Raw genomic sequence first — 15,305 nt, forward strand, 5'->3', positions numbered from 1 at the left:
AATGGCGCGATTTTCACACATTCTGCGCCGATCCCCAAATTTGCCGTCTGGAAATCCTGTCCAGACGGCAAAAATGTGATTAGTAACGGAAGCGGGAGACGAGTTGGCGCAATTTGTCACCCGTGCCTGCCAGGGCGCGGGTGGTGGTGCTGGACTCCCCGGACGCCTCGGTCAGCTCGCTGACGATCTGCTGGATGGCCACCAGGTTCTTGTTGATCTCCTCGGAGACCGCGTGCTGCTCCTCGGCGGCCGTGGCGATCTGGATGTTCATGTCGTTGATGGTGCCGACCGCCGCCACCATGCTGTCCAGGGAGCTGGCGATGTGGCTCGCCTCCTGCACCGTCTCCTGGCTGCGTGCCTCGCTGGCCTGCATCACCTCCACCGCCTGTTTCACTCCGCCCTGCAGGCGCTGGAGCATCTCGTTGATCTCTTTGGTGCTCTGCTGGGTACGGCCCGCGAGGGATCGCACCTCGTCCGCCACCACCGCAAAGCCGCGCCCCTGCTCGCCCGCCCGGGCCGCCTCGATGGCGGCGTTGAGGGCCAGCAGGTTGGTCTGATCGGCGATGCCGCGAATGACCTCCACCACGGAGCCTATCTTGCCGGTCTCGTGGGCGAGCTGCTCGATGACCCCGGCCGCCACATGCACTTCGTCCACCAGCCGGTTGATGCTGCCGATGGCGCTGTTCACCACCCCCCGGGCCGCATCGGACTCGCGGGCCGCATCGCTGGTGGCGCAGGCGGCGTTGGAAGCGCTCGCCGCCACCTCCTGGGCGGTGGAGCTCATCTCGGTCACCGCGGTCACCACCTGATCCGTCTCCTTGCCATGGCCCTGCATCTGCCTGTCCGCATGCTCGCTCAGGCTATGCAGCCGATCCACGGCCCCCAGCAACTGGTGGCTGGTCTCCCCCACCTGGCTCACCACCGACTGGATCCGCTCGACGAAGCGGTTGAAGGCGGCGGCCAGCTGCCCCACCTCGTCCTTGCTCTGCACCTTGAGGCGCTGGGTCAGATCCCCGTCCCCGTCGGCGATGTCATTGAGTGCGGCAACCGCATCCGCCAGCGGGCGGGTGACCCGGTTGCCGATCACCACGGTGGCCGCCAGGGTCACCCCCAGGATCACCAGGATGAACAGCACCCCGGTTTTCAGGGAGCCATACATGGTCTCCTCCCGCTCGCTGCGCAGGGTGGCCAGCTCATTGTCGATGTCGTCGATGTAGAAGCCCGTGCCCACGACCCACTGATACTTGTCGAGCACCAGATTGAAGGAGAGCTTGGGGGCATCCCGCCCGATAGAGGGCTTGTTGGTCCAGTACTCCGAGAAGCCATCTCCTTCCCGCGCCGACTTGATGATCCCCTGAATGAGGAAGGCACCCTTGGTATCCTTGTCCTGCCAGCGGTTCTTCCCCTCCATCTCGGGCCGGGTCGGCAGCAGCACGGTATTGCCCTGATAGTCGTAGACGAAGAAGTAGCCGTCGCTGCCATAGCGCAGCGGCCGCAATATCTCCTTCACCTGCTGGCGCACTTCGGGGCTGTCAGGCTTGCCGTAGCTGCCCTCGATGGCCGTCTTGGCCAGCATCAGATAACTGCTGAGCAGCGCCTTGCGCTCCTTGATTGCCCTCTCCCGCGCCACCACCAGATCCGATTCCAGATCGCTCCTGGCCACCAGGTAGTTGCTGAGATTGACCACCAGGGCCATCAGCAGCACGGGGATGGCCCCCAGTAACAGGATCTTCTGCTTAAGTGTCATTGTGTCACCCTTTGTGCTGTGTTCATTGCTGCATGATGTCTGCCTAAACGGCATGGGAAGCTGGCCGAAAGGGAAGTGCGTTCGCTACAATCCCGCCACCTTTAATTATCGACCAGATGAGCTGACTCATGAACCTATGTCCTTGCGGTTCCTCTCTTTTTCTTGCCAAGTGCTGCGGTGTACTCCACGCAGGTCAGCCCGCCGCCACCCCGGAGCAGCTGATGCGATCCCGCTACAGCGCCTTCGTGCTGGGATTGGGAGAATATCTGGTACACAGCTGGCACCCGGACTATCTGAACGGGCTGACCGCGGCCGACCTCTCATCGACCGACACCCGCTGGGATGGCCTCGAGATCCTCACCAGCCAGGGCGGCCCCGATGACACCCTCGGCATGGTGGAATTCAAGGCCTGGTTCCTGGAAGGGGACGAACGTCACTGCCTCCATGAGCGATCCCGCTTCGTGCGCCATCAGGGGCGCTGGGTCTACACCGACGGCGAGCAGGATCCGGCGCCGCTGCGGGTAGGGCGAAACGACCCCTGCCCCTGTGGCAGCGGCAAGAAGTTCAAGAAGTGCTGCGGCTGAGGTTTCCCCCACGCCGCCCTCTGGCCAGCCCCCGGGCTGGCCTTCTCCCCTCCCGTCATGCTTTCCCCTGCCCGCCTCGACGGTGACGTGAGGTTCATCACATTTCGCTCATCGCCTCACACTTAATGAGCGTTTACGAACATTAATTTGGCCCATATCAAACATTTTACGTCGTGAAGGCGCCACACTGGCCTTATCTGGAAGAGATGAGACGGGCAAGAATGAAAAGAATCACCACACAAGTCGTCATCATAGGGGGTGGCGCCACCGGCGCCGGCATCATGCGCGATTGCGCACTGCGCGGCATCGACTGCATCCTGCTTGAGCGGGACGACATCGCCGCCGGCACCACGGGCCGCAACCATGGCCTGCTTCACTCCGGCGCCCGCTACGCGGTGACGGATCAGGAGTCCGCCCGCGAGTGCATTCAGGAGAACCGCATCCTCAAGCGGATCGCCAGCCACTGCGTCGAGGACACCGGCGGCCTCTTCATCACCCTGCCGGAAGATGACATCCATTTTCAAAATACCTTCATGGACGCCTGCGCCCTGGCGGGCATCGACGCCCGCCAGCTGGATCCCGCCGAGGCGCTACGCCTTGAACCCAACGTCAACCCGGCGCTGATCGGCGCCATTCAGGTGCCGGACGGCACGGTCGACCCCTTCCGTCTGGCTGCCGCCAACGTGCTGGATGCCAAGGAGCACGGCGCCCGCATCTTCACCCACAGCAAGGTGCTGGGGCTGCTGCGCACCCAAGACAGAGTGCACGGGGTCAAGGCGATCAACACCCGCACCGGCGAAGCGTTCGAGGTGGAGTGCCAGGAGGTGATCAACGCCGCCGGCATCTGGGGCCAGCAGATCTGCGAGTACGCCGATCTCGGCATCCGCATGTTCCCGGCCAAGGGCTCCCTGCTAATCATGGATTACCGCATCAACCAGCTGGTGCTCAACCGCGCCCGCAAACCGGCGGACGCGGACATCCTGGTGCCGGGCGATACCATCTCCCTCATCGGCACCACCTCGAGTCGCATCGATTACCACAAGATTGACCAGCTCACCGTCGAGCCTGAAGAGGTGGAAGTGCTGCTGCGCGAAGGAATAAAACTGGCCCCCATCATGGCCCGCACCCGATTGCTGCGCGCCTATGCCGGGGTTCGCCCGCTGGTGGCGGTGGATGGCGACGAGTCCGGCCGCAACATTAGCCGTGGCATCGTGCTGCTGGATCACGCCGAGCGCGACGGGCTCAAGGGCTTCAACACCATCACCGGCGGCAAGCTGATGACCTACCGGCTGATGGCAGAATGGGCCACCGACTTGCTTGCCAAGAAGCTTGGCAACAGCAAACCGTGCCGCACCGCTGAACTGAGCCTGCCCGGCTCGCGGGATCCGGAGAAGGTCTCCGCCCCCGGTCTCTCGGTCCCGGCTGAAGGCTCGGCCCAGTACCGTCACGGCGAGCGGGTCATCGCCTTTTTCCGCGACAATCCCAAGGCCAACGCCCTCATCTGCGAATGCGAGATGGTGACCGCAGGTGAAATCGAATACGCCCTGCGCGAGCTGGATGTGGACAACCTGGTGGATCTGCGCCGCCGCACTCGTCTGGGCATGGGACCCTGTCAGGGGGAGCTGTGCGCCTATCGCGCCGCCGGCCTGATGCAGGAGTACGGCAAGGCCGACGGCCGCCAGGCTTGCGTCATGCTGCGCCAGTTCCTGGAGGAGCGCTACAAGGGCACCCGCCCCGTGCTGTGGGGCGATGCCCTGCGCGAAGCCGAATTTACCTACTGGATCTACGAGGGGCTGTTCGGCCTTGGCGAGTGGACGGCCCCCCACCTGGTGGCCGAGCCCCCCTTCCCGCAAGACGCCAGCACCGCCAATCCCACCAAGGAGCGCAGCCATGAAATTTGACAGCATCGCTATCGGCGGCGGCATGGCGGGCCTCTCCGCGGCCCTGCGCCTGGCCGAGGCCGGCCAGAAGACCCTGCTGATGGCCTCCGGCCAGAGCGCCCTGCACTTCTCCTCCGGCTCGGTGGATCTGCTGGAGAGCGAGGGAGATCCCCGCGCCGCCCTGCCCGCCTTTATGGCCGCCAACCCCGAGCATCCCTACAGCAAGGTGGGGCTGGCCCATATCGCGGCGAGCCTCGATGATCTGCAACGCCACTGCGCCGCCCAGGGCTTGCCGCTGTTTCGCCAGGAGCGCAACCACCAGCGGCTGACCCCCATCGGCACCCTCAAAGCCACCTGGCTCTCCCCCGACACCTGCGCCTGCGTGACCGATGCACCGGCCCCCGACGCCATCCTGCTGGCCACCCTGGAGGGATTTCGCGACTTTCACCCCGAGCTCGCGGCAGCGAATCTCGCGACCCACGCGCGCTTCGCCCACTGCCGCATCCTGACCGGGGAAATTCGGCTGCCCCAGCTGGCCGAGTTCAGCCGCAATCCCCACGAGTTTCGCTCCGCCGACATCGCCCGCCTGTTTGACAAGCAGGGGCCTGGCCAGCAGGACCTGCTGGCGGATCTGGCCCGCGAGATCAGCCGCATGGTGCAGGGATGCGGTGTGCCCGGCTGTCGCCATATCGTGCTGCCCGCCTGCCTGTCGCTGGGGCTGGTCGGCCCGCGTCTGAGCGAGCTGGAACGGCGCACCGGCTGCACCATCAAGGAGGTGGCCACCATGCCGCCGTCCCTCATCGGCATGCGGATGCAGGAGGCCCTCAAGCGCCGCTTCATGGCCCTTGGCGGCACCTTCCTCACCAGCGAGCGGGTGCTGGGCGCCCGCTATGACGGCGACAAGGTGATCGGGGTGCACAGCCAGCACGGGGAGGATCAGCTGTTCGAGGCGGACCACTTCGTGCTCGCCTCCGGCAGCTTCTTCAGCCGCGGACTGGAGTCGCGCCTCGGGGGCATTCGTGAACCCATCTTCGATGCCGACGTACTGAGCCTTGCCGAGCGCGACGCCTGGGCCGGCCGCCGCCTGTTCGACCACCACCCCTTCATGGGCTTCGGGGTCAAGACCGACGAGCGGCTGCGGGTGCTGCGCGGCGGCAGACCCCTCACCAACCTTTACGGCGCCGGCAGCGTGCTGGCGCACTATGACCCCATTAAAGAAGGTTCCGGCTCCGGCGTGGCCGTTGCCACCGGCTGGCAAGCCGCTGGCCATATTCTGGCGGAGGGCTGAGATGAATCACATATTCCCACACCAACGACACGGCGTGCTGGCCCACGACGATGCCCAATCCATGGAGGGCTCTGGCTCAGGTGTCGCTGTCGCCACCGGCTGGCAGGCCGCCGGTCACATTTTGAGTTCAGCCCAATGATGATTTCGCCCCATATCCCGTGCCTTCACACCCAACGGGAGGAGAACTGACATGCTACTGGATCATGCCAACCAGACTTTCGATCAGTGCATCAAATGCACCGTCTGTACCGCCTACTGCCCGGTGGCCAAGGCCAACCCGGCCTACCCCGGCCCCAAGCAGGCGGGCCCGGATGGGGAGCGGCTGCGCATCAAGAGCCCCGAGCTCTTTGACAACGCCCTCAAGTACTGCACCAACTGCAAGCGCTGCGAAGTGGCTTGCCCGAGCGGGGTGCGCATCGGCGACATCATCGCCAAGGCCAAACACCAGTACAGCGGCTTCAAACCGGGGATCCGCGAGTTCGTGCTCTCCCACACGGATCTGATGGGCAGCATGTCCACCCTGATGGCCCCGGTGGTCAACTTCACCACCGGCCTCAAGCCGATGAAGCAGGTGCTGGACAAGGCGCTGGGAGTCTCCTCCCACCGGGACTTGCCCAAATACTCACAAGGCACCTTCCGCGGCTGGTACAAGAAGCAGAAAACGACTCAGGCCCGCTTTGCGCGCCAGATCGCCTACTTCCACGGTTGCTATGTGAACTACAACCACCCGCAACTCGGCAAAGAGCTGGTGCAGGTGCTCAACGCCATGAACATCGGTGTCCAGCTGCTTGCGCGGGAGAAGTGCTGCGGCGTGCCGCTGATTGCCAACGGCTTCATGGACAAGGCCAGGCGGCAGGCGGCCTTCAATATCCAGCAGCTGGAGAACACCCTGCTCGGCAACGAGATGCCGCTGCTGGCCACCTCCTCCACCTGCGGCTTCACCCTGCGCGACGAATATCCCCACCTGCTGGAGCAGGACAACCACAAGGTGCGGGATCGCATCTCCCTGGTGACCCGCTTCCTGTGGAACGAGTTCGATCGGGGCAACAAACCGGCCATGAAGCCCCTCAATCTGCACATCGCCTACCACACCCCCTGCCACCTGGAGAAGATGGGGGGCGTCATCTACACCCTCGAGCTGCTGCGGGCCATCCCCGGCGTCAAGGTGACGGTGCTGGACTCCCAGTGCTGCGGCATCGCCGGCACCTACGGCTTCAAGTCCGAGAACTACGACACCAGCCAGGCCATCGGCCAGGGGCTGTTTGATCAGATAAACCGGCTCAAGCCCGATCTGGTCATCACCGACTGCGAGACCTGCAAGTGGCAGATCGAGATGAGCACGCCGTTTCGCTGCGAACACCCGGTGCACCTGCTGGCACGGGCGCTGGCCTGACCGCCATCCCCCCGGTCCGCCCATCATCCCGGGCACCGGCTTGGAAGCGACACTCCCCGGTCAATGCCTGCGCCCCCTCTGGCCCGGCATTGACCGGGATCGGCGCGGCAAGGCCCTGACGCCGCCCGGGCAGCCCGATGGGAGGCCCGGGCGGCGAATTCCTTTGGTTGTTTGAACCACCCACACAGTAAAAAGCAGCAACAACACCCACTCTGTTAAAAACCATCTCCCATTACCACCACCAGGAAATATCAAGCCAGCATATTCAGCCAAAAAAAGAGCCGGCATTCGCCGGCTCTTTGCATCATCTCACCCCATCAGGGGTGCTGGATGATCAGGCTGTGCTGATCCAGCATGGATTGCAGGATGTCGTGAGAGGAGGAGCCGCTCAGGTTCCAGCCACTCAGATCCACGTCCTTCAGGGTGATCTGCTGGGTGACATTGCCATCCCCCGCCGGGGAGACCGACAGGCTCACGTCACTCAGGCCGTTGCCGGTGCTGGTCACCGATGCCTGGAGATGACCCAGCAGGCCATCCACGCTGCTGTCGGTCACCCCCTTGAGCAGGTCCGCCAGATCGATCCTGTCCCCCTCCTGAGGACGGAAGTCGGTGATGGTGTCTATCGCCAGAGAGGCCGTCGTCCCCTCGTCACCACTGCCCCACACGAAGAGATCGCTGCCGGCGCCACCGGTCAGGATGTCGTTGCCCTGACCGCCCCGCAGCACATCATCTCCCATGCCGCCCAGGAGGCGATCATTGCCGGAGGAGCCGAACAGCCAGTCCCCCTGATCCGAGCCCAGCAGATCGTGACCGCTCTGGCTGTGGATGGTGATGGTCTCCGTGGCCGAGCTCAGGGTGCCGCCACCCAGGCTGGATTCGGCACTCAGGGTGAGGGCATGATCCCCCGCCGGCAGATCCTTGAGGTAGATGGGCACGGACTGGTCCATCGGCAGCAACCAGTCGTTGCCATCCGCGTGGCCGACGCTCTGGCCGTGCTCGTCCACCACCTGGGCGCTGCCGAGGTTCTGGATCCGCACCGACAGCTCACCCGGGGCCGGATTGACCACGCTGGCGCTGAGGTTGAGCGGCACCCAGGCCCCTTGCAACGCAAGGATATCGTGGGTGCCGACCCCCAATTGGGGATCGTCCGGCTCGGCCGTCACCTGGATGGCAATCTGGGCGCTGTCGGTCAGGACGCCACCGGCACCGGTATTGCCCTGATCCGAGGTGGTGATGCTCAGGTTGTCCTGACCCCAGAAGTCCCTGGCTGGCTCGTAGTGCAGGTTGCCTGCCAACAGACCGTTGAGATCATCGAGCGACCCGACCAGGGTCACCACGCTGGTCCCCGCCCCCTGCACCGAGACGGCGCCTGCCGCCCCCAGCAGGGTCAGCACACCGTGCTCCACCCGCAGCACCATGGAGATGGGCGCACTGCCAGCATCCACGTCCTTCACGCTGATCCCGGTGAGCGACAGGGAGCCATCCTCTTTCACCTGCAATGAACCCGGCACCTGGGTGACAGGGGCATCATTGACTGGCTCGACCTCGATGGGCAGCACGTCGGTATCGCTCAGGGGGCCACCGCTGCCGGTGTTGCCAAGATCATTGGTCACCATGGTCAGGGCATCCTGGCCATTGAAGTCCTGCTCGCCCTGATAGGTCACGCCCCCTGCGTGCACGTCTGCCCGACCGGTGCCTCCCATATCCGCAAGGAGGATGGCATCGTCGACGTCAACCCGGATCTTTGCGTCGGCTGCATGTACTGTCTGGCCGCCTGCCCCTATCAGGTGCGCTTTATCAACCCTGTGACCAAGGTGGCCGACAAGTGCGACTTTTGCCGCAGGACCAACCTGGCGGCGGGCAAGGAGCCGGCCTGCGTGGAATCCTGCCCCACCAAGGCGCTGGTGTTCGGCAATCTGGATGACCCGGACAGCCCCATCGCCAAACGGCTGGTAAAGGAGACCACCTATCGCTACAAGCAGGCACTCGGCACTTCGCCCAAGATGTACCGCGTGCCCAAAGGGGAGATAAAGTCATGACGATGCAAGAGGCATTTCACTTCCCTTCCCTTGTGTGGGGATTTGTCCGATCGCCATCTACCGCAGTAACAGAAGGAGGAATGGATCATGTTGCATGACGCATTTCACTTCCCTTCACTTGTCTGGGACTGGCCAATCGCCATCTATCTCTTTCTGCTCGGCATCTCCGCCGGGGCCACCAGCCTCTCGGTGCTGCTGCGCCGCAAGGGAGCCGGCAGCGAGAGCGGCATCATCAAGGCGACCGCCATTCTGGCGCCGGTGAGCGTGGTGCTGGGGTTACTGATCCTCATCTTCCACCTGGCCCGCCCCTGGACCTTCTGGAAGCTGATGTTCCACTACCAGTTCGACTCCGTGATGTCGATGGGGGTCATGCTGTTTCAGGTCTACATGGCGGTGCTGTTTGCCTGGCTGGCGGTGGTATTTCGGGCCGAGATCGAGACCTTGCGCAGTCACCTGCTGCAAGAGAAGTTCGCCTTTGTGGATGGTCTGATTGGCTGGCTCGCCCGCATCGAGCGGCTGCTGGCGCCGCTCTTGCTGCTGCTCGCCGTGCTCTTGGGGGCCTACACCGGCTTTCTGCTGTCGGCGCTCAAGACCTATCCGCTCTTGAACAACCCGGTGCTGCCGGTGCTGTTCCTCATCTCCGGCGTCAGCTCCGGCATCGCTTCCACCATCTTGCTGGCGGTCACCCTGTTCAAGGAGAACCATCACAGCCAGGGGGTGAGCTTTGTCCACCGCTTCGAGCGGCCGGTGCTGGCGGTGGAGGTGTTGCTGCTGGTCTGCTTCTTTACCGGCCTCTACTTCGGTGGCGGCCAGAAGGAGGCAGCCATGTGGGCCGCCATCGGCAGCGGCTTCTGGGCTCAGGTGTTCTGGCTCGGGGTGGTGGGCATCGGCATGCTGCTGCCCCAGTTGCTGGCCCTGCTGGCCCCCGCGCCGCTGCGGGCCAAAAACGGCTATCTGGTACTGGTCTGCAGCCTGACCCTGGTGGGGATCCTGCTGCTGCGCTACTTCGTGCTCTATGCCGGCCAGATGACGGTAGTTTAAAAATCGGTTCACGCTCCTGCTGCGAGGCCGTGATCAAGGCTCATGTGCTGCTCGGAATCCTCATGTATTCACATACACTCCGGTTCCTGCGCTGCTCTTTACCTTGCTGACAACCTCTCGCGACGGATAGTGAACCGGTTATTGAAAGCTGGGGATAAGCGCCAGCCGCCCTTCGGGTGACTGGCGCTTGTTTGTGGCGATGAGTTGTTGCGATTGGTTGTTGCCAGAAGGTGGATGTTATCCCTCAGCGCCGGTACGGTGCAGACGCTGCGGCATAACATAGACAAATGATTGACTGGAGGTTGTGTGCTGGCGGAGCTCGGCTATCTCTCACTGTTGCTGGCGACCGGGCTCGCCCTGCTGCAAGGGCTGCTGCCCTGGCTGGGGCTGCGGCTCGCCTCACGCCCGCTGCTCGGCTGCGCAACACCGCTGGCCATCCTGGTCGCGCTCCTGTTGGTGGCCGCCCTGCTGCTGCTCGCCAGCTGTTTTGGCCAGGATGACTTCACCCTGGTCTATGTGGCCCAGCACGCCAACAGCGCCCTGCCCCTTGGCTTCAAGCTGGCAGCGGTGTGGGGCGGCCATGAAGGCTCCATGCTCTTTTTCGTCTTTGCGCTGGGGCTGTGGGGCGCCCTGGTGGCCCTTTGCTCCAGGCGGGTCGATCCGCTGATTACAATCCGGGTATTGGCCATCATGGGGCTGATCGTCGGGCTGTTTGGCCTCTATACCCTGATCTTCTCCAGCCCGTTTGACCGCCAGTTCCCGGGGCCGCTGGAGGGACGCGATCTCAACCCCATGCTGCAGGACATCGGCCTCATCATCCACCCGCCCCTGCTCTATCTCGGTTATGTCGGCTTTGCGGTCAACTTCGCCTTCGCCATGGCGGCGCTGCACTCGGGTCGGCTCGATGGCGCCGTAGCCCACTGGAGCCGCCCCTGGGCGCTCGGCTCCTGGGTCTTTCTCACCGCCGGCATCGTGCTGGGTTCCTGGTGGGCCTATTACGAGCTCGGCTGGGGCGGCTGGTGGTTCTGGGATCCGGTAGAAAATGCCTCCCTCTTGCCCTGGCTGCTCGGCACTGCCTTGCTGCACGCCCTGGTGGTGTGCGAGAAGCGCGGCGCTTACGGCCACGCCGTGCTGCTGCTCTCCATCTTTACCTTTTCGCTGAGCCTGCTCGGTACCTTCGTGGTGCGCTCCGGGGTGCTCACCTCGGTACACGCCTTTGCGGTGGACCCCAGCCGCGGCCTCACCCTCTTGTTGCTGCTCGGCTTGCTATTGACCTGCGCCCTCACCCTGTTTGCCCTGCGGGCGGACATTCGCGCCCCCTATGCCCGCTTTGGCTTGCTGTCAAAAGAGGGACTGCTCGGCGCCGCCATCCTGCTGCTCAGCGTGGCCTGCACCAGCGTGCTGCTCGGCACCTTCTACCCCATGGTGTTCCAGTCGCTCCATCTGGGTTCACTCTCGGTGGGCGCCCCCTATTTCAATACCATCTTCGTGCCGCTGGCCCTCTGCCTGATGGCGCTCATGACCCAACTGCCGCGCCTTCGCTGGCAGCATCTGGCAGCCCAGCGCCGCATCAAGGTGCTGCTCCCATGCCTGTTCGGCCTGCTGGGGGGCGCCTTGCTGAGCCTAGCCTATCCCGAGCCGCTGCGGGCAAGCTGGCTGGGGCTTGCGGCCAACGTGCTGAGCCTCTGGCTGATGGCCAGCCTGCTGCTCCCGCTCTTGCAACCGGTCGCCCTGCGCGAGCTCACCCTCAATCGGTTCGGCAGCCTGCTGGCCCACCTCGGGGTGGCGGTGTGCGCCCTCGGCATTGCGCAGGTGAGTTACCACAGTCAGGAGGGGGGCGCGGTACTCGCCGCAGGCCAGCCCTATCGGCTCGGCGCCTTCGAGTTTCGCTATGAGGGGAGCGAGCCGATCATCGGCCCCAACTACACCGCCCAGCGCATCACGCTTAGCGTGCACAAGGACGGTAAAGAGGTTGCGCGGCTGACCCCGGAGCGGCGTCACTACAGCGTGCGCACCATGAACATGAACGAACCCGGGATCAAATGGGGAATGCTCGGTGATCTCTACGTGGTGCTTGGCGAGAAGATGGGACCCGGCGCCTATGCCATGCGGCTGCACCATAAGCCGCTGGTGCGCTGGATCTGGCTCGGCGGCCTGTTGATGATGACGGGCGGCGCCCTGCGCCTGCTCGCCCGCCGACCGCTGCTGGCTAGCCATCCTGCGTCAGCGACCGCCCCCTACCCTCGGCTTGAACAGGAGTCCTTATGAACGCCCGTTTGCGCCTGTTCGTGCCGCTCGTGCTCACCCTGGGGCTCGGCGCCCTGCTCTGGCTCGGCCTTGGCAACAACCCCTACAGCCAGGATGAGGCCGTCGCAGGGCGCACTCTGCCAGCCTGGCAGAGTGACGATCTGTTTGGCGGCGTCCCCATCCACACCGCGGCGCTCAAGGGGGAGCCCTTCGTGCTCAACGTCTGGGCCAGCTGGTGCCCCAACTGCCGCACCGAACATCCGCTGCTGGGTGATCTGGCCAGCGCCGTGCCCCTCTATGGCCTCAACTACCGGGACAAGGGAGATGCCGCCCGCGCCTGGCTCACCGAGGCGGGCAACCCCTATCGCGCCGTGCTGGCCGACCCCGACGGCCGACTCGCGCTGGAGCTCGGCGTCTACGGCACGCCGGAAACCTATCTCTTCGCCAGTGACGGCACCCTGCTGACCCGCCACACGGGTGAGCTCACCCGGGAAGTCTGGCAACGCCAGTTTGCCCCCCAGCTTGCAAAGGCCCGCAGCAACATCGCTAGCCAGCCCGAAGTGGAAAGAGAAGCGGAGAGAGAAGTAGAGAGACAAGTGCAGGAGAGCAAGCCATGAGCCGCCTCGGCCACGCCCTGATAGCGCCACTCTTGCTGGCCTTGAGCCTCGGGGCCCTTGCCAGCGGGGTCGACACCTATGAGTTTCGCCACCCCGAGCGGCAGACCCGCGCTCAGGAGCTGGCCCGCGCCCTGCGCTGCCCCCAGTGTCAGAACCAGAACCTGGTGGAGTCCAACTCCCCCATCGCCCGGGATCTGCGGCTCGAGGTCTACCGCTGGGTGGACGAGGGGCAGTCTGATGAGCAGGTGATCGCCCGCATGACGGAGCGCTTCGGCGATTTCGTGCGCTACGATCCCCCCTTCAAGCGCAGCACGGCGCTGCTGTGGGGCGGCCCCGCCCTCTTGCTGTTGCTGGCCCTCAATCGCCTGCGCAGGAGCCTGCATCGCCGGCAACCGGCGCGGGTGCCGCTTGTCGGCGACAGAGCCGAGGGGGTGCTCGCCCACGACCCCAGGGCCGAACTGAACCGGCTGATCATGGCCGAGCAGCAGGCGGGGCTTGCCCCCCACAGCCGCCTCTACCGGGAGCTGGAGCTGGCCCGCCTCGCCAACGCCACCCCAACCGCCGAGCAGGCCCTGCGCGAGCGGCTGGCCAAGGACCGCACCGCCCGTCCGCTGCCCTGGCTGCGCTCCTGGATGCTGTTTGGGGCCTTGCTGCTGGCGCTGATGGCCGGTATTTATGCCGGCACCGGCCGCTATCAGGCGTGGCAGGCGTATCAGGCGCGCCCCGATCCGCTGGCGGGATTGAGCCCGCGGGATCTGCAGGACAAGGAGCTGGGCGCCCTGCACCAGCGTCTGCAAGCCAACCCCGCCGATCTCGACGGCTGGGCGGCGCTCGGCCAGCTCTATCTCTATCGGGACGAGTACGACAATGCCCTGCTCGCCTACCAGCGCCTCGCCCTGCAAGAAGGGGGCGCCAGCGTGGCGACCCAGGCCGCCCAGGCCACCGTGCTCTACTACCAGGCGGGCCAGCAGCTCACCCCGGAGGCGCAGCGTCTGCTTGATAGCGCGCTCAAGCAGGACAAGGGTGAGGTGAGCGCCCTGATGCTGCTCGCCTCCGATCACTTCCTGCACGGCCGCTACTCCCAGGCCATCGCCCTCTGGCAGCAGTTGCTGGACGAGGAGCGCCCACGCATCAACCGGGTCGCGCTGATCAAGGCCATTCAGACCGCGCGAATGATGGGAGGATGACGCGGGGCAAAACGGCGATAATGCAGCGGACCATCTTCCCTGCCGGGCGCCGTTTTTATCGCCATGGTCGCCATTAACGACCCCTTCATCATCCCAAGGCGCCGAAAGGTGCAAAAAGAGTCGTCATCCCGCCCCTCGCCAGCATATAGTGCGCCCCCGTGGTGGCGTGTCTGCCATGGCCTGGCAGGCCTCTATGACTCCCTTTTGCGGGCCCAATAGCCCCGATGCGGGGGATTTCAAGGTGCGCTGGCCCATAAAATGGAAATATCCGGCCACCAGACGTTGTGAAGCGTCAATTACCGTCATATAACTTAGCCAAATGTCCCTGTGAGTCGTAGTAGAGTCAAATCATGAACCTTCGTCCTTTTCTTCCCTTGCTGCTCGGCGCCTTCCTCCTTCCCGCCAGCATGGAAAGCGCCCATGCCAACCCGTTTTCTGCGACCTCTTCTTCCACCAACAGCCTGCTCGAACCCCGCAGCAACCTGCCGCTGAGATCCGATGCCTACGTGGTCGTCAACCCGAAAACCGGCGAGACACTGGCAGAGCGCAACGCCAACCGGGTGATGTCCATCGCCTCCATCACCAAGCTGATGACAGCGCTGGTGGTACTGGATGGCAATCAGCGCCTCAACGAGACCCTCACCGTCACCATGGATGACGTGGACAGACTCAAGGGCACGGGGTCGCGCCTCGCGGTGGGCTCGCGCCTGAGCCGCGCCGACATGCTGCACATCGCACTGATGTCCTCTGAAAACCGCGCCGCCTCCGCCTTGGGACGGCACTACCCGGGTGGCCGCAAAGCCTTTATCGAGGCAATGAATGCCAAGGCCCGCATGCTCGGCATGTGGAGCACCCATTTCGCCGACAGCACCGGGCTCAACCCCCGCAACGTCTCCACCGCACACGATCTCGCCAAACTGGCTGCCGCCGCATCCACCTACCCGCTGATCCGCCAGTACACCGCCTCCGAGCAGCGTCTGGTACGCAACGGCAAGCGCCAGTTGCACTACCTCAACTCCAACCGCCTGGTACGGGAAGGAAGCTGGCCCATTCTGGTCTCCAAGACCGGTTATATCCGCGAGGCGGGGCGCTGCCTGGTCATGGGAACCCGGGTCAACAACGAGCCCGTGGTCATGGTGCTGCTTCACGCCAACACCACGGATGAACGGGTCGCCGATGCCAGAAAGATCAAGAGCTGGCTGGAAACCTCGGGCCGCATGACCCTGACGGCGCAGTCCACTCCCCAGCCCAGGCTCTTCAGCAGCCAGTAACGGCTACGAGA

Annotated in this window: 11 protein-coding genes and 1 pseudogene; 10 read left to right on the forward strand and 2 right to left on the reverse strand. The window is 64.5% G+C overall.

Features of this window, described 5'->3' with window-relative positions; all coding sequences use genetic code 11:
* Positions 1-79: 79 nt before the first annotated feature.
* Positions 80-1,747, reverse strand: coding sequence for a methyl-accepting chemotaxis protein (locus tag C3F36_RS00810; protein ID WP_104454261.1), 1,668 nt, complete (start codon positions 1,745-1,747; stop codon positions 80-82).
* A 128-nt stretch (positions 1,748-1,875) separates the two neighbouring features.
* Here C3F36_RS00810 and C3F36_RS00815 point away from each other — a divergent pair, with 128 nt between their 5' ends.
* From C3F36_RS00815 to glpC, 4 genes are all read left to right on the forward strand, one after another.
* A complete protein-coding gene (locus tag C3F36_RS00815; RefSeq protein ID WP_080989954.1) occupies positions 1,876-2,331 on the forward strand; it encodes a YchJ family protein in 456 nt (151 codons plus the stop codon).
* A gap of 221 nt (positions 2,332-2,552) precedes the next feature.
* Complete coding sequence (gene glpA, locus C3F36_RS00820; protein WP_069785654.1) at positions 2,553-4,232, forward strand: anaerobic glycerol-3-phosphate dehydrogenase subunit A; 1,680 nt, start codon at positions 2,553-2,555, stop codon at positions 4,230-4,232.
* Positions 4,222-5,499 (forward strand): glycerol-3-phosphate dehydrogenase subunit GlpB, encoded by a 1,278-nt coding sequence (gene glpB, locus C3F36_RS00825; protein ID WP_104454262.1) that lies wholly within the window; start codon positions 4,222-4,224, stop codon positions 5,497-5,499. Before glpA ends, glpB begins: the two co-directional genes overlap by 11 nt.
* A gap of 190 nt (positions 5,500-5,689) precedes the next feature.
* Positions 5,690-6,892, forward strand: coding sequence for an anaerobic glycerol-3-phosphate dehydrogenase subunit GlpC (gene glpC / locus C3F36_RS00830; RefSeq protein ID WP_104454263.1), 1,203 nt, complete (start codon positions 5,690-5,692; stop codon positions 6,890-6,892).
* 317 nt (positions 6,893-7,209) lie between these two features.
* On the opposite strand, the gene C3F36_RS00835 is transcribed toward glpC, so the two are convergent.
* Positions 7,210-8,595: a type I secretion C-terminal target domain-containing protein gene (locus tag C3F36_RS00835; protein ID WP_104454264.1), complete on the reverse strand. Its 1,386-nt coding sequence runs from the start codon at positions 8,593-8,595 to the stop codon at positions 7,210-7,212.
* Between C3F36_RS00835 and C3F36_RS00840 the strand changes: the two are divergent.
* From C3F36_RS00840 to C3F36_RS00865, 6 genes and pseudogenes are all read left to right on the forward strand, one after another.
* Positions 8,554-8,931: pseudogene (locus C3F36_RS00840) on the forward strand (4Fe-4S dicluster domain-containing protein); the annotation flags it as partial. The gene C3F36_RS00835 and the pseudogene C3F36_RS00840 overlap by 42 nt on opposite strands.
* Positions 8,932-9,018: 87 nt before the next feature.
* Entirely contained in the window at positions 9,019-9,972 is a 954-nt protein-coding gene (gene nrfD, locus C3F36_RS00845; RefSeq protein ID WP_052815439.1) for a cytochrome c nitrite reductase subunit NrfD, read from the forward strand.
* A 306-nt stretch (positions 9,973-10,278) separates the two neighbouring features.
* Entirely contained in the window at positions 10,279-12,240 is a 1,962-nt protein-coding gene (gene nrfE / locus C3F36_RS00850) for a heme lyase NrfEFG subunit NrfE (RefSeq protein ID WP_104454265.1), read from the forward strand.
* Positions 12,237-12,836 carry a DsbE family thiol:disulfide interchange protein gene (locus tag C3F36_RS00855; RefSeq protein WP_104452990.1) on the forward strand — a complete coding sequence of 200 codons (600 nt, stop codon included), beginning with the start codon at positions 12,237-12,239 and terminating at the stop codon, positions 12,834-12,836. Before nrfE ends, C3F36_RS00855 begins: the two co-directional genes overlap by 4 nt.
* Positions 12,833-14,023, forward strand: a complete 1,191-nt coding sequence (nrfF, locus tag C3F36_RS00860; protein WP_104454266.1) for a heme lyase NrfEFG subunit NrfF — start codon at positions 12,833-12,835, stop codon at positions 14,021-14,023. Before C3F36_RS00855 ends, nrfF begins: the two co-directional genes overlap by 4 nt.
* 350 nt (positions 14,024-14,373) lie before the next feature.
* Positions 14,374-15,294, forward strand: a complete 921-nt coding sequence (locus tag C3F36_RS00865) for a serine hydrolase (RefSeq protein WP_029314613.1) — start codon at positions 14,374-14,376, stop codon at positions 15,292-15,294.
* Positions 15,295-15,305: the final 11 nt, after the last annotated feature.

This window comes from Aeromonas sp. ASNIH2, from assembly GCF_002934795.1.
GTDB classification, from domain to species: Bacteria; Pseudomonadota; Gammaproteobacteria; order Enterobacterales; family Aeromonadaceae; genus Aeromonas; species Aeromonas caviae.